Genomic DNA, 17,164 nt, shown 5'->3' with positions numbered 1-17,164 from the left:
GCTGGGACCCGCAGCCCTCGCCTGCCACAGGCCCGGCACGGGATTGCCGGCGGCCGCTCCGGGCGCGATCGAGCGGGCCCTGCTGGAGCACTGGGGCATCACCGCGGTGCTCTGCCGTCAGTCGGGGGGGCCGACCGAGCAGCTCTGGCAGCGGCACACCGCCGAGCTGGGGCTGACGCTGCTGCTGCTCAGGCGGCCGGATGAACCGCTCAGCGAGGCAGGTCCGTGGCCCCTGGAGGTCTTGCTGGAGCGGGTGGGACTCCCAGATGGTCCGCCACCAGTTGGGGAAGCGAGGCCCGCGGACGGGGGCCCAGCTGGGTGATCACCTGGCCGGCGCAGAGGGACCCCAGTTGACCGCATCGCTCCAGGGAATCTCCCCGGGTGAGGCCGTAGAGGAAACCGGCCGCGTAGAGATCACCGGCTCCGGTTGTGTCGACAAGCGGTCCGAGGACGAAGGGCTCGATCCGGTGGACCTCTCCGTCTCCGAGCACCACGGAACCGAGGGCGCCCCGGGTCAGCACGGCGATGGAGCACCGGCCCCGCACCTGCTCCATTGCCGCCTCGAAACTTTCGCACTGATAGAGCGCGGTGATCTCGGCCTCGTTGGCGAAGAGCACGTCGACATGACCGTCGACCAGCTCCAGGAAGCTCTCCCGGTGGCGCTCGACGCAGAAGGCATCGGAGAGGGAGAGGGCCACCTGGCCGCCGGCGGCGCGCATCACCTCGGCGGCAGCGAGGAAGGCCCGCTTGGCGGCCTCTCCATCCCAGAGGTATCCCTCCAGGTAGAGCATCCCCGCCTGGCGCACCAGATCCAGGTCGAGGTCGGCCGGCTCGAGGTCCACCGAGGCGCCCAGATAGGTGCACATCGTGCGCTGGGCATCGGGGGTGACCAGGATCAGGCAACGGGCGGTCGCCGCCCCCGTGCTGGCGGCCGGGGTCTCGAAGCGGGCTCCCACCGAGCGGATGTCGTGGCTGAAGATGGCCCCCAGCTGGTCATCGCGCACCCGTCCGATGAACCCGGCCCGGGCGCCCAGCTGGGCCAGGCCCGCCAGGGTGTTGGCGGCCGAGCCGCCGGATGTTTCCAGGCCTGGGCCGGCGGCGGCGTAGAGCCTCCGGGCCTCCTCGGCATCCACCAGGGCCATGCCCCCCTTGCTCAGGCCGTGCTCCTCGAGGAAGGCGTCGTCGGCGCTGACCAGCACATCGACGATCGCGTTGCCGATGCCCACCACATCGAGGCTGCGGCCGGCGGCGGGCATCGTCATACGTTCAGAAGGGCCCGTTTGGGGCCGTGGATCGGATCCTCGACCACGATCGTCTGGTCGCGGTGGGCGCCGAGGGAGACGATCGCGATCGGCACCTCCATCAATTCAGCCAGGAAACGCAGGTAGGCCATGGCCGAGGCGGGCAGATCCTCCAGGGTCCGGCACTCGGCCGTGGAGCACTGCCAGCCCGGCAGCGTCTGGTAGATGGGACGGCAGCGGGCGAAGGTCTCGGCGCTGCTGGGGAAATGCTCGATGCGCTCGCCGTCGAGCTCATAGGCCACACCGACCTGGATCTCATCGAGCTCATCGAGCACATCCAGCTTGGTGATGGCCAGACAGTCCAGACCGTTCACCTCCACGGCGTAACGACCGATCACCCCATCGAACCAGCCACAGCGGCGACGACGGCCCGTGGTGGTGCCGAACTCCCCCCCCCGGTCGCAGAGGTGGTCGTTGAGGCTGCCCTGCAGCTCGGTGGGGAACGGTCCCTCGCCCACGCGGGTGGTGTAGGCCTTGGCCACGCCGATGACCCGATCGATCAGCGTCGGGCCCACGCCGGCACCGATGCAGGCGCCGCCGGAGACGGGATTCGAGGACGTGACGTAGGGGTAGGTGCCGTGGTCGAGATCGAGCAGGGTTCCCTGGGCGCCCTCGAAGAGGATGTTCTGGCGGGCGCGGGCCGCCTGGTGGATCGTGCGGGTGCAGTCGACCACGTGGGGGGCCAGACGCTCGCCATAGGCGAGATATTCCTGCAGCACCACCTCGGGATCGAGGGGCTCGAGGCCGTAGATCCGCTCCAGGATCAGATTCTTCTCGGCCAGGGGGCCCATCAGGCGCTCGCGCAGGCGCTCGGGATCGAGCAGATCGATCACCCGGATGCCGTTGCGATCCGACTTGTCGGCGTAGGTGGGTCCGATGCCACGGCCGGTGGTGCCGATGCGCCGGTCACCGCGCCGCTGCTCCATCGCCTGATCGAGCAGGCGGTGGTAGGGCATGGTGACGTGGGCCGTGGAGGCCAGCTTCAGACCCGAAATATCAATGCCGTAGTCCTCGAGCATGTCGAGTTCCTCGAGCATGATGCGCGGATCCACCACCGTGCCCGAGCCGATCAGGCAGATGGTGTCTGCGTAGAGAATTCCGGAGGGAATCAGGTGCAGCTTCAGCACCTTGTCGTCGACCACGATCGTGTGACCGGCATTGACGCCGCCCTGATAACGAACCACCACATCGGCGGATCGGCTCAGCAGATCAGTGATCTTGCCTTTTCCCTCGTCGCCCCACTGTGCACCGATGACGACAACATTGGCCAAGGACACAGCGGCCCGCAGCCGCTTCAAAGCACAAGGGTCAAGAGTCTCAGATGAACAGCCCCTTCGTCAAAGCCCGGTGGTCTGAAGTCAAGCTGGCTCAGCCCAGCTCAGGCGTCGCTCCGGGCCTTGAAGGTCGATCAGGTGCCACGCACCACGGAGGTTTCGGCCTTCTTCAATTCCTTTTCGAGGCGTGCCTTGAGCGCATCGGGAATGGGGCGGTTGGCATAATTGGTGTAGTGCCCCGCCAGCGAGTTCAGCGCGGTCTGCATCGTGGTGAAGGAAGGCAGTCCGTTCACCCGTCCCTTCGGCCTGTAGAGCGCCATGTAGTCGTTGATCAGAACGCGGGCCTCGTTTTCGGCGTCCGGCCGCGCTGGATCATCCTGGCTGAGGGCGATGGTTCCCAGCAGTGATTCAGCCACCGTCATGGTGTCCTCGACGTAGGACCCGCTGAGGCTGTTGCCGACACTGCCGCAGCTGCTCAGCGTGAGGCTGAGGCCCAGGACGATCGCCAGCACGGGAGTGAGCGTGCGGCTCCACCAGGTCCTGGAGCACAACCCGGAGCCCAGGGCCTCCAGGGCTGTGCTGAGGGCAGCCCCTGCGGAACGGGAGAACGACCTCCAGACATCCGTCATCAGCATCTCCTCACGTCGTCGGCCGATCCTACGGGCACCCCGTCGCCTCCAGGCCCAGACGGGCGGCAACGATCTGTTGCTGCAGCAGGGCCACCACCGCCTCGGCCGCCATGTCGCGCTTCGCCCCGCCCGCGCGCTCCACCAGCTCCACCTGGGCGGAAGCGGCGCCCCGCCCCACCACCACCCGCCAGGGAATTCCGATCAGATCGGCGTCCTTGAACTTCACACCGGCCCTCTCGCTGCGGTCGTCGAGCAGCACTTCGAGACCCGCCTGCTCGAGCTCGTCATGGAGGCGCTCCCCGAGAGCCACCTGAACGGGGTCCTGGGCACTGGCCACCACCACGATCACCTCGAAGGGCGCGATCGCCACGGGCCAGCGGATGCCCTGCTGATCGTGGTGCTGCTCCACGGCGGCCTGGGCCAGACGGGACACCCCGATGCCGTAGCAGCCCATCCAGAGGGGTTCATCCAGACCCTGCTCATTGGTGAAGGTGGCGTCGAGGGCCTCGGAGTACTTGCGCCCGAGCTGAAAGATGTGTCCCACCTCAATGCCGCGAGTGGCCTCCAGCCGCTGGCTGGGATCCTGGAGACAGCGCTCCCCCGGCTGGGCTGAGCGCAGATCGGCCACCCCCGGCAGCCCGGCGCCCAGAGTCAGCCAGCGGGCTCCCACCAGGTGAGTGTCGGGCTGATTGGCGCCGCAGACGAAGGCGTCGAGCTCCGCGGCGGTGGGGTCCGCCAGGCGCAGAAACGCGGGGTGCCAGCTGCGGGCACCGGCCAGCAGCTCATCCCCCAGGTGCGGTCCGATGCAGCCCAGGGGCCAGACGGGCAGTCCCTCAGCCCGGATCTGCTCCGGGGTGATCGGCTCCAGGTCCAGCAGGGCACCGGCCGCCTCCCCCAGGGTCGCGCTGACGGCATTGGCGAGCTTGGTGGGGTTGAGCTGCTGATCACCGCGCAGACTCACCAGCACGGGCCTCGGCTGGCCTTTGGCGCAGCGGGCCAGCAGAAGCAGCACCTTCACCGTCTGGCTGGGGTCGAAGCCATGGGCGGTGCAGAGGGCTTCGATGCTGTGCTGACCAGGCGTGTGGAGTTCCACCGCCCCGTCAGCGGCCGGCACCAGGGGAACCGCCGGCTCCGGCAGGGAGCAGGCCCGCTCCTGGTTGGCGGCGTAGCGGCCGTCGGCACTGCTGAGGATCAGATCCTCCCCGGCATCGGCCGTGACCATGAACTCCTGACTGGCCGAACCGCCGATGGCACCGCTGTCGGCCTCCACGGCCACGGTGCGCAGGCCACAGCGACTGAAGATGCGCCGGTAGGCCTGATCCATCCGCTGATAGGTGAGCCTGAGGTCGGCTTCGTCGGCATGGAAGGAATAGGCATCCTTCATGATGAATTCACGCCCGCGCATCAGGCCGAAGCGGGGCCGGATCTCATCCCTGAATTTGGTCTGGATCTGGTAGAGGGTCACCGGCAGTTGCCGGTAGGAGCGCAGCAGGTCGGCGGCCAGGGCCGTGATCACCTCTTCATGGGTGGGCCCGAGCCCGAGGGAGCGCTCCTGGCGGTCGACCAGGTGGAACATGATTCCCTCCCCGGCGGTGTACCCCTGCCAGCGGCCGCTGCGCTCCCAGAGGCTGGCGGGCTGCAGGGCAGGCAGGAGGGTTTCCAGGGCGCCGGTGGCCTCCATCTCCTGGCGCACGATCGTCGAGATCTTGCTGAGCACGCGCCAGAGCAGGGGCAGATAGGCGTACACCCCCGAGGCCACCCGGCGCATGTAACCGCCCCGCAGCAGCAGCTTGTGGGAGGGGATCTCGGCTTCCGCCGGGTCATCCCGCAGCGTCACCAGCATCAGGCGGGAGACGCGCATGGAAATGAGCAGCTTGAGCGGCCTGGGACCTTATCACCGGGTCTTGCAGGGGGCCAGCGGGACCGGTTTAATCACGCCACAGGTGGGCCCATCCAGAGGCCTGGCCAACCAGGCTTCCTCTGCTAACGTCGGCATGAATTCCCAGCCGTCCAAGATAAGTCTTATGGTTGCACCCACGGCCGGCTCCAGCGGAGAGCTTCCTCCGACCGTGGCCCCCTCCTGGCCTGCCGGCCTGCCGGATCCAGGCCCCGAACCGGCTGAAGGGCTGATCGGCATCGATGAGGTGCAGAAGGCGCTCAACCGCTCCAGAGCCTCGGTGTACCGCTACACCAACACCGATCCGCGCAACCTCAACCCACCCTTCAATCCGCGCAAGCTCAATCCGGAATACCGCACCGATCAGAAGGAAGCGCTGCTGTTTCACCCCAATGAGGTGGCCCGTTTCGCCCGCGACGTGCTGCGCATCAAGGAGGTGACCGTCGAGGTGCTCAATTCACCCTCCACAGCCACCCAGCAGCTGCTCAGCTCGATCCTCGAGGAACTTCAGGCCATCAGACACAGCCTGCAGGGACTGGATCAGGCCCCGTCGGAGCTCAGCAGCAAGCGCGATCAGCTGGAGCAGTCCCGTCCTGCCGCCTGAGCGCCCTGTCATGGGCTTGGGCAGAAAGTTGCCGGAGATGGCATATTGAAGTCGGTCTCCGTCTGACTGCGGGACATTCCGTCCCACCAGCCAGGCGGATGCTGCTTCCAGGTTCAGCATCCTGATCGGCCTGAGTGCCCATCGAACACTGCTCCTCGAAGCCGGTCCCTCTTCCCACTCCATGGATTCCGAACCTCCGCGAACCGGCTCTCCCGCAGCCACAGCCGAAGCCACCTCCACTGCTGTTTTCGCCACCCTCCTCACCTCCGCCGCTGCCGAGTCACGGCCGCCGGGGTCCACAGCCGCCAGAGGGGAGTCCAAGGATGATTCGTACAGTCCAGAGGGTTTCCTGGACCCAGGGTCACCGCTGCTGGGAGCCACGATCGCCCTGCTGGCTCTGATCGTTCCAGTGGCCGCCGTTCTGCTGGAGCGCAGCGCCTTCCGGGCTGATCCCCGCTTCACCATCCCCATCAGCCGTGGACATCAGCAACCTGGCCGCCTCGCCATCCCCGGGATTGGTGAACCTGGTGGTGGAGATCCCCGCCGGTAGTCGCAACAAGTACGAATACAACGGCGTGGCCGGACTGATGGCTCTCGATCGGGTGCTCCATTCCTCGGTCCGCTATCCGTTCGACTACGGCTTCGTCCCCAACACCCTGGCCGAGGACGGGGCTCCCCTCGACGCGATGGTGATCATGGAGGAGCCCACCTTCGCTGGCTGCCTGATCACCGCCCGGCCGATCGGTTATCTCGACATGATCGACTGCGGCGCCCATGACGGAAAGCTCTTGTGCGTCCCCGAGGCCGATGGTCGTCAGAGCGGGTTGCGCAGCATTCGCCAGATCGCCGTCAACCAGCTCGAGGATGTGGCCGAGTTCTTCCGCACTTACAAGAATCTCGAGGGAAGGGCCGTCGAGATCCTCGGCTGGAAGGATGCCGAGGACGTGCCGGACCTGCTGGAACGCTGCATCCAGGCCGCCCTCGCCGCTCAGGAGGAGCGCTGCAGCAGGAATCCCTCGTAATCGAGGCCCTGGAAGACCCTCGCCGGATCCCCGAAGCCGGCGGCATTCACCAGGGCTGTGAGCCGCGCCAGTCCCACCGGATGGGTCCCGTGGGTGAGTGGCTCGAGCAGCTCAGGTGGGGCCTGCAGCTGAGACGCCCTCTGGAAACCGAGCCAGGCCTCCGCCACCTGGTCCTCCAGCAGGGGAAGAGCCGGGCGCATCAGATCCACCAGCAGCAACTGGCCCCCGGGCCGGAGGCAGCGGGCCAGGGCGGTGAGAAACGCCAGTTTGCTTCCGTCATCCGGCAGGGACTGGAGCACCAGGACCGAGAGCGCCCCATCGAACCCGGCCTCCAGCTCCAGGGCCTCCACCGTGCACTGCCGCCAGTGGATGCCGGTTGCCGCCGCGCCGAGGCGCTGCTGCGCGGCGCTGAGCATCGCTGCGGAGGGGTCGATCGCGCTCAGCCGCCAGTCGGGGCGCTGGGCCAGGGCCTCCACCAGCTCCGCTCCGGTTCCGCAGCCGGCCACCAGCACCTCCGCTCCGGCCTGGCCGGCAAGGGGTGAGGCCGCCAGCAGAGCCACTCCGAGCCTGGCCAGGCTGGCGTAGCCAGGGATCAGGCCCTGCACCACCAGGTCATACCCGGAGGATTCGCCGCTGATCGCTGCAGCCATGGCCCTGTGCGTGCTCCCCTGGATCGTAGGCAGCGGCGGCGCGCGCCCCGACCAACAACCATTTCAAGGCGGCTGTCCGAAGGCCCGCTGGACGGTAAGTTGGTTCGCGCCAGTAGCCGCTGCGATCCGTGCCCACCATCCGCTTCGTCAATGAAGACCAGAAGGTTGGTTGCATCGAGGGGGCCAACCTGCGTCAGGCTGCACTTGATGCGGGCATCAACCCCTACAAGGGCCTGAACAACTTCAACAATTGCGGCGGCCTTGGCCAGTGCGGCACCTGTGTCGTCGAAGTTGTTGAGGGCGCCCAGAATCTCTCTCCCCGCAGCGACGTCGAGCAGGTGTACCTCTCCGATCGCCCCGCCAACTACCGCCTCAGCTGCCGCACCAGCGTCAATGGCGATGTGACCATCCGCACCCGTCCGGATGCCGCCGTGGGCAAGGGCTCCAACAGCCTTGTCGGCGCACTGAAATCACTCGTCGGGCGGAAGTGACCCCGGCTGGGGCCTCCGGCGGAGGCCGCCCACGGCTGTACAGCTACCCGAAATGCTCCACCTGTCGCCGGGCTCTGAAGTGGCTGGCGGCTGAGGGCGTTGAAGTGGACGTGATCGACATCACTCTCTCGCCCCCCTCCAGAGAGGTGCTGGCGCAGGTCTGGCCCCGCCTTGCTGATCCCCGACGGCTGTTCAACTCCAGTGGGGCCAGCTATCGCGCCCTCGGTGCCGCCCGGGTCAGGGCGATGTCTGCCGACGAGGCCATCAGTGCCCTGGCCGCCGATGGCAAGCTGATCCGACGCCCCCTGCTGCTGGCTGAAGGCGTTGCGCCGCTCACGGGTTTTGATCCCGAGGTCTGGAAGGACGCTCTGAAGGCTCAGCTGCCATTGGCTGGTCCTGAACTGTCGCCGCCGGTGGCACCGTGAGCTGATCCAGCTCGCGGATCAGGGCATCGATCCCCGTGCGGTTGATCTGAGCCAGGTAGGTGAGCTTGAGTTCCTCCAGCAGCGCGCAGACGAGCTGCTGGCTGCGCTCCAGCACCGGACCACGCTCGAGGGCCTGGGCCAGCTCATCCCAGAAGCGATCGACACAGTCACGCAGCAGATCGATCTGGCGGTTGTCGCGCCGCTGCAGCCTTGAACCGGCCCCGCGCGAGAGCTCCATCATGCTGTCCACCAGTCCGGAGGCGAGCTGCTGGGTCAGCTGCTGCTCCACCTGCATCAGCAGTTGCAGCTGGCGCAGCCCCGGGGGCACCACCATCGACTGAAGCGTCTGCTGCAGGGCATGGGCCAGCACGGCCTGGAGCTGGGGTGCCAGGCGGGGCCCGACATCGCTGAGCAGCAGGGGACCCCAGATGCGCATCAGTTCCACCAGTTCGCGCTCGTCGTTGATCGAAACGGTCTGATGACTGCGCAGGCGGCGGATGCGTTCGGGCCACTGGGGGGAGCGGATCAACCCCTGGGCCCCGTCCATGAGCTGCAGGGCGAGCACCTCGAACAGCTCGACCGCCAGCAGGGCCACCACGGCCCGGCTGACCACGGCCCGCAGGGGCTCCATGTTCACGAGCCCGCTGGTCTGCAGCCTCTCGACCACAGGAACCAGACGCAGCCAGCGCCAGAACGGCATCAGCAGGGGCAGATCGGTCCAGCGCCGCAGCAGGGCCTCTCCCCAGCTCAGGCCGGGCAGGCGGCGACGCAGCCGTGCCGCCCGCAGCAGGATGTCCGCCAGGAAGACGCTCTGGAACAGCACCAGATCGAAGCGCCAGAAATTGTCGGTGGGACGGCCGTTCTCATCGATGGAGCGCCAGTAGTTGGTGGCCACCAGCGGCAGCACCTGCTGCTGCCAGAACAGGCGCTCCTCGCTCCAGGGCCGGCTCCGCAGCCAGTCGTCCCCCAGGAGCTGCCCGGCCGACTGTTTGGCCGAATCCTGGTCAGCCCGCTCGCGCAGACGATTCTTGATCTTCTCCAGCGTGCCGGCGCCCCCCGAGGCCAGGAAGGGGTTGTCGTCGATCATCCGCTCGGTGAGGATCACCTGACGCCGACGCAGGTCGACGGCCGCCCCCCCATCCAGCAGGGCACGGTCCATCTGATCGAAGGCTTCCAGGTAGGCCTGCGTCTCCCGGTGGGCTTCGATCCCCTTCACCGGGTCGTAGTAAGGCGTGATGTCGGGCAGGAAGCTGAGCCGCAGCACCAGCGGGGCCGAGGGGAGCGGATAGAGGTTGCGCTGCAGCCAGAACGTGCGCAGCGGCACGTAGGTGATGTCGAAACAGACCCAGAGCAGATTCAAGGCCGCCCAGAGGGCCACGAACTGATCCCAGCGGTGCCCGAGGCTGTTGCTGCCTGCCGAGGACCTCAGATGCCAGCGCGGCCGCACCATGGAGAACAGCGTCGATCGACTCAGGGTAGAGAGGGGGTCCGTCCCGCTCCGGAGCCCTAAGGTGGCCGGCTCCAGCAGGAGTGCATTGAGCGCCGAGGACTCCCCATCACCGACCACACCTGCAGGGACACCTGATCACGAGCCGGAGAAGGGATCTCAGCCGCAGGAGCACTCGGGCCAGGACCCGGAGAGTTCCTGGGCGTTCTGGCGCAGCGTGGTGCTCACCCTGGCGGTGGCCCTCGGCATCAGGCAGTTTCTGCTGGAGGCGCGCTTCATTCCGTCGGGCTCGATGCTGCCCGGCCTGCAGATCCAGGACCGGCTGCTGGTGGAGAAGATCAGCTTTCGAAGCCGTGCCCCCAGGCGGGGAGAAATCGTCGTGTTTCACTCCCCCTTCCACTTCGACCCCGCCCTGCAGGCCAACCGGCGCTCCAGCCCGCTTGGCTGCCTGCTGGTGAACCTTCCCCTGATCGGCTCGATCCCCGGCCTCCAGGAGCCGGCTTGCGACGCCTACATCAAACGGGTGGTCGCGATTCCCGGCGACCGGGTGGTGGTCAACCCGCGCGGGCAGGTGAGCATCAACGGCAAGGCCATCAGCGAACCCTACGTCGAGAATTTCTGCCCGATCGACAGCCAGGGCATCGGACCCTGCCGCACCCTCGACACCGTGGTGCCCCCGGGGACCGTGCTGGCCCTCGGCGACAACCGAGCCAACAGCTGGGACGGACGCTTCTGGCCGGGGGGACCCTTCCTGCCCCGCAAGGAGATCATCGGCCGGGCCTTCTACCGATTCTGGCCGCTGGATCGCACGGGTCCCCTCGGGGCTCCGGACCCCCTCAGCGGGGCCCCAGCCAAAGCCGGGGAAGCAGCCCCGTCGCCAGCACCCGCCCCCTGAGCACCTCGCCCCCCAGGGGCTGGTTGGCCGCCCTGGAGGCATAGCCATCGGCCGTGGGGATCCACTCCCTGTCGGGGTCGAAGAGGATCCAGCGCCTCGAGCCGCACTCGAGCACGGGCTCCTCCAGATCCAGCAGCCGGGCCGGGCCCCAGCAGAGGGCTTGCCAGAGCGCTTCCGGGCTCCAGCCCTGCTCCCGGACCAGGTGGTGCCACAGCTGCGGCAACACGTAGCGGTGACCCGCCAGACCAGGCCGGCGCTGATCCAGGGGCAGCAGCTGTTCCTCGGGATCGAGCGGTTGGTGGTGCACCGCCACGGCACTGATCACCCCGTCGGCCAGCGCGTCCACCAGGGCACGGCGATCCCCGGGGGTGCCCAGGGAGGGCACCAGCCGCCAGCCCTCGGCCACGGGATCGAGGCCGCCGCTGTCAGCCACCAGATGCCACCAGCAGACCGTGGCCATCGGAGACGGATCGGCCGCCCGCAGAAGTTTCACTCCTGCAGCGGTCGAGAGATTGGCCACGCGCAGGTTCACCTGGGGCAGTGAGGCCGCAAGGGCCAGCAGGTTCTGCAGGGGGATGGTCTCGCTCAGGGGGGGGTCCAGGGGCCAGCCGGCACGCAGGGCCTCCACCCCCTCGCGCACGAATCCTCCGTGATCCAGGCTGGCGTTCCGTGGTGCCAGAAGCACGGGACAATCCGCGCATTCTCCGATGCTGAGCCCCCGCTCCAGCAGCGGCAGCGGAGGCAGCTCCCCCTCCTCCGCCAGTCCGAGGGCACCGGCGGCCAGCAGATCGGCGTGGGCTGAGAGGTCCTCCCCCCGGCCGCCGAGGCTGAATGCCCCCCACAGCGGCAACTGGAAGGGGGCCTCCACCCCAAGGCGGAGGCATTCGGGCCGGTCGCGCCAGATGCGGGCCCGCGGCAGCAGCGCCACGGTGCCGTACCCGGCCGCCGAGGCTGAGCGCACCAGACTTTCGAGGGTTTCGGCACGGCCGTCCTCGGGCTCCTCCAGCACGCTGTGGGGATCCACCAGGGCCGGCGCCAGCAGCCAGGCATCAGCGGGGCTCGGATGCAGGCCCAGCCGTGTCGCCCCCTCGCGGGCGCTGGCACCAAAGGCGCTGATCACGCCCTGCTCGAGAAGCACATCGCTGCGTGTCAGAGGCTGGTCGGGCCCCTGCAGCAGCTGGACATCCCGCAGGAGCAGGGCCGTCATCAGAGGGCGCCGGCGGCGGTGCGGTCGATGACGCCCCCGAGATGGGTGGTGAGGTTCAGACAGGTCACCACCGGCAGGGCTGCGCCCGCACGGCCCGGTGGCGGCCAGTCGATCACACTCACGCCACCGTTGCCCTGCTTCACCATCCAGATGTCAGCCGGGGTGAGGCCCAGCAGGGCACAGAGGATCGTCTTGTTGACGGCGTCATGGGCGACCACCAGGGCGGTCTCCTCAGCCTCCAGGCCTGCAGCGAGGGCCGTCCAGCAGGCCACGGAACGATCCCAGACCTGCTGGAGCGTCTCACCGTCGGGCATCTGAACGGTGTGGGGGGCGACTTTCCACTGCTGCAGCAGGTCTCCCCACTCCTGGGAAATCTCCTGCTCGAGGCGCCCCTCCCACTGGCCATGACCGATCTCCACCAGGCCCTCCTGGCTGCTGAGCATCACTCCGGGGTGGGCCGTGAGGATCGCTTCGGCGGTCTGGCGGGGCCGGGCCATCGAGCTGGTGAAGGCCTTCTGGATCGGCACCTCGCTGAGGAAGTCCGCCGCCGAGTGTGCCTGGGCCAGACCATTGGCGTTGAGGGGGATGTCGATCTGCCCCTGGAAGCGACCCTGGCGGTTCCAGTCGGTCTCGCCGTGACGCACCAGCAGCAGACGTGCCCCGGCCCCCTTCGGCGGCAGTCCGTTGCCGAGGTGGGCGGTGACATTGAGGGACTCGATCTGCACCTGCACGCCGCCGGCGGTCTGACGCTGCAGGTTGAACACCGAGAGGGAGGCGTTCTCCAGGCGAAGTCCCTGAAAGCGGCTGGCGGGCAACCCCAGCAGCTGCAGCACCAGGCAGCGCAGGATGGCGCTGTGGGCCACCACCAGCACCGTGGTCAGATCCTCTCCCGCCTGATCGCCGTGATCGAGATGCTGGCGCTCCAGGCGATCCAGCCAGCGGCGGGCCTGGTCCATCAGTTCCGGAATCGGCCGGAAGCGGCTGCCATCGGAGCGTTCCAACTCCAGCCGATCGGGAGCCTCCCTCCAGAGGCGGTAGGCCTCGGGACATCGTTCCTTCACCTCACTGCCCAGCAGGCCGCACCAGGGGCCCAGATCCACCTCGAGCAGATCGTCGTCGAACTCGGCGCTGAGCCCACCGCCCTGGGCCTCCAGCAGCGCGGTGCTGGTTGCGGCGGCCCGGCTCAGGGGAGAGCTGTAGACGGCATCGAGACGAAGGTCAGCCAGTGCCGCCCCGGTGAGACGGGCCTGGCTGAGGCCGTCGTCGGTGAGGGAGGAGAGATCATCCCGGCCCTGGATGCGGCGCTCGGTGTTGAAGCTGCTGAGTCCGTGGCGGACGAGCAGGAGCCGAAGGGGCACGGGGTCTGGAGCTGGAAGCGCCGTCATCGTATGGGAGGGATCCCGTCGGGCTCGGGGGAGAATCGCTCGATTGCGAGGAGCTCGGGTGGCAACAGGAGGGCGAGGACGGGCCGGGTCCCTGAAAGTGGGGCTGGCCATGGCCAGCCTGGTGCTGAGCCTGCTGCTCTGGCTCAACGGGCTGCTGGAGAGTCTGGATCGCCCGTCGGTGGGTGACGACCTCTCCCGGCGGCAACTGGAACTGAGTGTGCTGGCCGCCCCGGCGGTTCCGCCATCGCTGCGGCCGCTGCTGGTGGGTGTGGACCCTGGAGCTCTCCTGCTGGCGGAGCTGGACCTGCAGGCGGAGGAGAGCGGCGACAGCACCACGGCCCCGGGAACCGCCCAGGCCGGCGGTGAACGCGAGGCCAGGATCAGCCTGCTGGAGCGGGCGCTGCTGCAGCTGCGCCAGGGGCAACCGGACGCCGCACGGCCGTTGCTGCTTCAACTGCAACGGCTTGTCGCCAACGAGGACCGGCCCCTGATCGAGCAGCTGCTCCTGCTGCCCCAGGGGGGCAGCAGACCCGTCGAGGCGGTGGGCATGCTCCAGGACCCGCTGGTGCGGCGTCTCAGCTGCGAAGTGCTGGGCGACATGGCCAGCGAGTGCTCCGAGCCGGCCGCCGAGCGACGGGCCCTGCTGCAGCTGCTGGGCATCAACCTGCTGCCGGCCGTGGCCCTGCTGGCCGGACTGGCGCTGCTGCTGAGGGAAGGCTGGCTGCGCTGGCGTGGCAAGCAGGCTCCGCTGCCTGCCCTGGTGGGCCCCGATCTGGGGGTGATCGATGTGGTGCTTCTGATCGCGGGAGGCTTCGTGCTGCTGGGGGAAGTGCTCACGCCGGTGCTGCTGGGTCCCCTGCTGCAGGCCACGCTCTCGGCACTGGCGATCAAGCCTCCGCTCGCCGATGGCCTCACGGTGCTCACCATGTACCTCGGGCTGATGGCCGCCCCGCTGCTGATGCTCGTCATTCTGCTGCGGTCGGGTGGTGAGGCCCCGGAGAGCGGCTGGCTTCAGTTCCGCTGGCGTCCGCTGGGTTCAGCCCTGCGCAAGTCGGTGAAGTACCTGCTGATCGTGCTGCCCCTGGTGTCCCTGGTGGGCTGGCTGCAGCAGCACTTCTGGATTGACGTCGGCGGGAGCAATCCACTGCTGGAGCTGGTGCTGCGCAGCGGCAACGGCCTGACCCTGGCCTGTTTCGCCTTCACGGCCATCGTGCTGGCCCCGCTGTTCGAGGAAACCATCTTCCGTGGCGTTCTGCTGCCGGTGGTGGGTCGGGAGATCGGGCCCCTGCCCGCGGTGCTGATCAGCAGCGCAGTCTTCGGCATCGCTCATCTCAGCCTCGGCGAATTCCCCCCCCTGTTCACCCTTGGCCTGGGTCTGGGCTGGCTGCGTCTGAGCAGTGGCCGCCTGAGCACCTGCGTGGGGCTCCACGCTCTCTGGAACGGACTCACCTTCACCAACCTGCTCTTGTTGGCACGCTGATCGTCGCCTTGCTGCCCCTTGCGCCCCATGGTTCACTTGCGGAGATTCGTCAGGTTCCGGTGGTCGCCGTTCCGTCGCCCCAGCCCTTCTTCAGGCGCCGTTCCCTGGAACTGATCCAGGGCTCCTTCTCCGCCCGGCGCGTGGTTCGCCAGGCCCCCTGGCTGGCCGGTCTGCACAGGGCCTCCGATGGCCTGCTTGTGGCTCTCGGCCTCTCGATGGTGGGTCTCACCGCTCTCACCCTGCACTGGCAGGGTCAGTGGACCCGCAGCTTTGAGCTGCTGGAGTCGACCCAGGTGCTGGAGCACCGGCTTCAGGAATCCACCGCGGTGCTTGAGCAGCACCACCTGGCGATGGCTCGCCGTCCCGGCCTGCTGGTGCCCACCAGCCTCCAGCGCCTGATCCATCTGCCTTCCCCCAGCGCCGGGGCTCCTCAGGGCCTGTCCAATCCCACGGCCAGCCAACCCCAGAGCAGGCCGTTCAGCCTCCAGGCGCTCGACCCCCGCACGCTCGGTGGGGAGCTGAGCCGGATCAGCCTCGACCCCCGGATCGTTCGCGCTGGGTATTGAGGGTGGTCCGACGCTCCGCCACTGGGTCCCCCCCCATCCCCCTCCATGGAGGGGGGCGCGGTTCACCGCAGGCGGACAACACCCACAGCAGCAGACGCCGGGTGATCCAGCTGCAGCCGGTGCCGGCCGGCCGCCTGCTCACCGTGTATCTCACGCTCTGCCTGGCCATGCTGGGCCTGGCCGGACGTCTGGCCTGGCTGCAGGTCAAGGAGGGTGACCGGCTGCAGCAGCGGGCCCGGGCGATCCAGACCCAGAAGACGAAACCGATCGGCAAGCGACGGCCGATCGTTGACCGCAAGGGCCGGCTGGTGGCCCTGGATGAGGAACGCTTCACCCTTTGGGCCCATCCCCGCTACTTCAACTTTCCCGGAGACGACCCCAACCTGATCCGCAGCAGTGCGGAAACGGTCGAGAAACTCGCCAAAGTGCTGATGGTGCCTTCAGCGGATCTGATGCGCACGATCGATGGCCGCAAGACCGGCGTCAAGCTCGCCACGGATCTCGATCCGGAAACAGCCCGCCGTCTGCGGGAGCTCGGCATCAGTGGCCTTGACCTCGAGCCCTACCCCCAGAGGATCTATCCCCAGGGTCAGCTGTTCGCCAACGTGGTCGGCTTCCTCAACCTGGAGCGGGTGGCCCAGGCCGGTCTGGAGCAGAGCCGTGACAAGGACCTGCGCCGTCAGGAAACCACTCGTCAGATGCGCCGCGGCGCCGATGGCACCCCTCTGCCCGACGGTCTCCAGGCCGGCGTTCTCTACACCGATGATCTGCGGCTGCAGCTCACCCTGGATTCCCGCCTTCAGCAGGTGGCCCAGCAGGCGCTCGCCAGACAGCTGAAGCAGTGGAAGGCCAAGCGGGGTTCCGCCATGGTGATGGATGTGCGCAACGGCGAGATGCTCGCGCTCACCTCGAGCCCCAGCTACGAGCCCAACAGGTTCTGGAAGTTTTCCCCGGGTCTGTTCCGGGAATGGTCGGTGCAGGACCTCTACGAACCTGGCTCCACCTTCAAGCCGATCAATCTGGCGATCGCCCTTCAGGAGAAGGCCATCCAGCCCAACGGCACCGTCAACGACGTCGGTCAGCTCACGATCGGAGGCTGGCCGATCTTCAACCACGACCGCCGCGCCAACGGCATTCTGGATTTCGCCACCGTTCTTCAGGTCTCGAGCAACGTGGGCATGGTGCAGGCCATGCGCCGTCTCAAGCCCTCCATCTACTGGGAGTGGATGCGCCGGATCGGCATCGACACCATTCCGGACACCGATCTGCCAGGGGCCGTGGCCGGAGAGCTCAAGACCCGCGAGCAGTTCACCACCCAGCCGATCGAACCGGCGACGGCCGCCTTCGGTCAGGGGTTCTCACTGACGCCGCTGAAGCTGCTGCAGTTGCACGCCATGCTCGCCAACGGTGGCCGTCTGGTGAGCCCCCACATCACCCGCGGCCTGCGCTCCGGTGACAGCCTGGCCCCGGCCCCTCCCCCCAGCGGCCTGCAGCTGATGCAACCCGCCGTCACCAGGCAGGTGATGGCCTGGCTGGAAACGGTCGTGGAGAAAGGCAGTGGCAAGGGCGTTCAGGTTCCTGGTTACCGCATCGGTGGCAAGACCGGCACCGCCCAGAAGGCACTCAACGGGGTTTACATCCCGGGAGCCCGGATCACCAGCTTCGTGGCCCACCTGCCGATCGACGATCCCCGCTATGTGGTGCTCGTGGTGGTGGATGAACCCCAGGGGGGCAATGCCTACGGCTCCACGGTGGCGGTACCGGTGGCCAAGGAGATCATCGAAGCCCTGCTGGTGCTCGAGAAAGTTCCACCCAGCAGCGGCACCAAACCCGCCGCTCAGCCAACGGTGCGGGGTTGAGGACGCTCCGGTTGGGCCCAGCCGTGCCTGGC

The 17,164-nt window shown here is 68.0% G+C and carries 17 protein-coding genes; 8 read left to right on the top strand and 9 right to left on the bottom strand.

What is annotated here, in order from left to right; genetic code table 11:
* Positions 1-209: 209 nt before the first annotated feature.
* From VB734_RS08175 to VB734_RS08160, 4 genes are all read right to left on the bottom strand, one after another.
* Complete coding sequence (locus tag VB734_RS08175; protein ID WP_197163718.1) at positions 210-1,262, bottom strand: adenosine kinase; 1,053 nt, start codon at positions 1,260-1,262, stop codon at positions 210-212.
* Positions 1,259-2,578: an adenylosuccinate synthase gene (locus VB734_RS08170; protein WP_197167564.1), complete on the bottom strand. Its 1,320-nt coding sequence runs from the start codon at positions 2,576-2,578 to the stop codon at positions 1,259-1,261. The genes VB734_RS08175 and VB734_RS08170 overlap by 4 nt, the downstream gene beginning before the upstream one ends.
* Before the next feature lie 131 nt (positions 2,579-2,709).
* Entirely contained in the window at positions 2,710-3,204 is a 495-nt protein-coding gene (gene psb27, locus VB734_RS08165; RefSeq protein WP_322781590.1) for a photosystem II protein Psb27, read from the bottom strand.
* 28 nt (positions 3,205-3,232) lie between these two features.
* Positions 3,233-5,065, bottom strand: coding sequence for a proline--tRNA ligase (locus VB734_RS08160; protein ID WP_197163734.1), 1,833 nt, complete (start codon positions 5,063-5,065; stop codon positions 3,233-3,235).
* A 163-nt stretch (positions 5,066-5,228) separates the two neighbouring features.
* Here VB734_RS08160 and VB734_RS08155 point away from each other — a divergent pair, with 163 nt between their 5' ends.
* Positions 5,229-5,705, top strand: a complete 477-nt coding sequence (locus VB734_RS08155) for a hypothetical protein (RefSeq protein WP_322781589.1) — start codon at positions 5,229-5,231, stop codon at positions 5,703-5,705.
* 361 nt (positions 5,706-6,066) lie between these two features.
* Here the strand turns inward: VB734_RS08155 and VB734_RS08150 are convergent, their stop codons facing one another.
* Positions 6,067-6,189: a hypothetical protein gene (locus VB734_RS08150; protein WP_255518509.1), complete on the bottom strand. Its 123-nt coding sequence runs from the start codon at positions 6,187-6,189 to the stop codon at positions 6,067-6,069.
* Between VB734_RS08150 and VB734_RS08145 the strand changes: the two genes are divergently transcribed.
* Complete coding sequence (locus VB734_RS08145; protein WP_197163737.1) at positions 6,182-6,727, top strand: inorganic diphosphatase; 546 nt, start codon at positions 6,182-6,184, stop codon at positions 6,725-6,727. The genes VB734_RS08150 and VB734_RS08145 overlap by 8 nt on opposite strands.
* Here the strand turns inward: VB734_RS08145 and VB734_RS08140 are convergent.
* Positions 6,694-7,377, bottom strand: a complete 684-nt coding sequence (locus tag VB734_RS08140) for a class I SAM-dependent methyltransferase (RefSeq protein WP_197163739.1) — start codon at positions 7,375-7,377, stop codon at positions 6,694-6,696. The two genes, VB734_RS08145 and VB734_RS08140, sit on opposite strands and share 34 nt — an antisense overlap.
* A 128-nt stretch (positions 7,378-7,505) precedes the next feature.
* Between VB734_RS08140 and VB734_RS08135 the strand changes: the two genes are divergently transcribed.
* Entirely contained in the window at positions 7,506-7,868 is a 363-nt protein-coding gene (locus VB734_RS08135; RefSeq protein WP_197163748.1) for a 2Fe-2S iron-sulfur cluster-binding protein, read from the top strand.
* A complete protein-coding gene (locus VB734_RS08130; RefSeq protein WP_197163757.1) occupies positions 7,865-8,293 on the top strand; it encodes a Spx/MgsR family RNA polymerase-binding regulatory protein in 429 nt (142 codons plus the stop codon). Before VB734_RS08135 ends, VB734_RS08130 begins: the two co-directional genes overlap by 4 nt.
* On the opposite strand, the gene VB734_RS08125 is transcribed toward VB734_RS08130, so the two are convergent.
* The gene (locus VB734_RS08125) at positions 8,202-9,743 is read right to left on the bottom strand and encodes a hypothetical protein (RefSeq protein WP_231594686.1); all 1,542 of its coding nucleotides are present in this window, start codon (positions 9,741-9,743) and stop codon (positions 8,202-8,204) included. The two genes, VB734_RS08130 and VB734_RS08125, sit on opposite strands and share 92 nt — an antisense overlap.
* A 214-nt stretch (positions 9,744-9,957) precedes the next feature.
* Between VB734_RS08125 and lepB the strand changes: the two genes are divergently transcribed.
* Positions 9,958-10,635 (top strand): signal peptidase I, encoded by a 678-nt coding sequence (gene lepB / locus VB734_RS08120; protein ID WP_197167565.1) that lies wholly within the window; start codon positions 9,958-9,960, stop codon positions 10,633-10,635.
* Here the strand turns inward: lepB and VB734_RS08115 are convergent.
* Positions 10,577-11,842 (bottom strand): dihydroorotase, encoded by a 1,266-nt coding sequence (locus VB734_RS08115; protein ID WP_197163759.1) that lies wholly within the window; start codon positions 11,840-11,842, stop codon positions 10,577-10,579. The two genes, lepB and VB734_RS08115, sit on opposite strands and share 59 nt — an antisense overlap.
* On the bottom strand, positions 11,842-13,200 hold the full coding sequence (locus VB734_RS08110) for a histidine phosphatase family protein (RefSeq protein WP_197163761.1): 1,359 nt from the start codon (positions 13,198-13,200) through the stop codon (positions 11,842-11,844). The genes VB734_RS08115 and VB734_RS08110 overlap by 1 nt, the downstream gene beginning before the upstream one ends.
* Before the next feature lie 136 nt (positions 13,201-13,336).
* Between VB734_RS08110 and VB734_RS08105 the strand changes: the two genes are divergently transcribed.
* Genes VB734_RS08105 through VB734_RS08095 form a run of 3 tightly spaced genes read left to right on the top strand, consistent with a single transcriptional unit; the run spans position 13,337 to position 17,132 of the window.
* Positions 13,337-14,707: a CPBP family intramembrane glutamic endopeptidase gene (locus tag VB734_RS08105; RefSeq protein WP_323243236.1), complete on the top strand. Its 1,371-nt coding sequence runs from the start codon at positions 13,337-13,339 to the stop codon at positions 14,705-14,707.
* A gap of 59 nt (positions 14,708-14,766) precedes the next feature.
* Positions 14,767-15,273 carry a hypothetical protein gene (locus VB734_RS08100; protein WP_197163765.1) on the top strand — a complete coding sequence of 169 codons (507 nt, stop codon included), beginning with the start codon at positions 14,767-14,769 and terminating at the stop codon, positions 15,271-15,273.
* Between the two features lie 2 nt (positions 15,274-15,275).
* Entirely contained in the window at positions 15,276-17,132 is a 1,857-nt protein-coding gene (locus VB734_RS08095) for a peptidoglycan D,D-transpeptidase FtsI family protein (protein WP_416238047.1), read from the top strand.
* Positions 17,133-17,164: the final 32 nt, after the last annotated feature.

This window comes from Synechococcus sp. BA-124 BA4 (genome assembly GCF_034931165.1).
The sequence above is the reverse complement of the archived record's forward strand: the minus strand, read 5'-3'. Positions and strand labels throughout refer to the sequence as shown.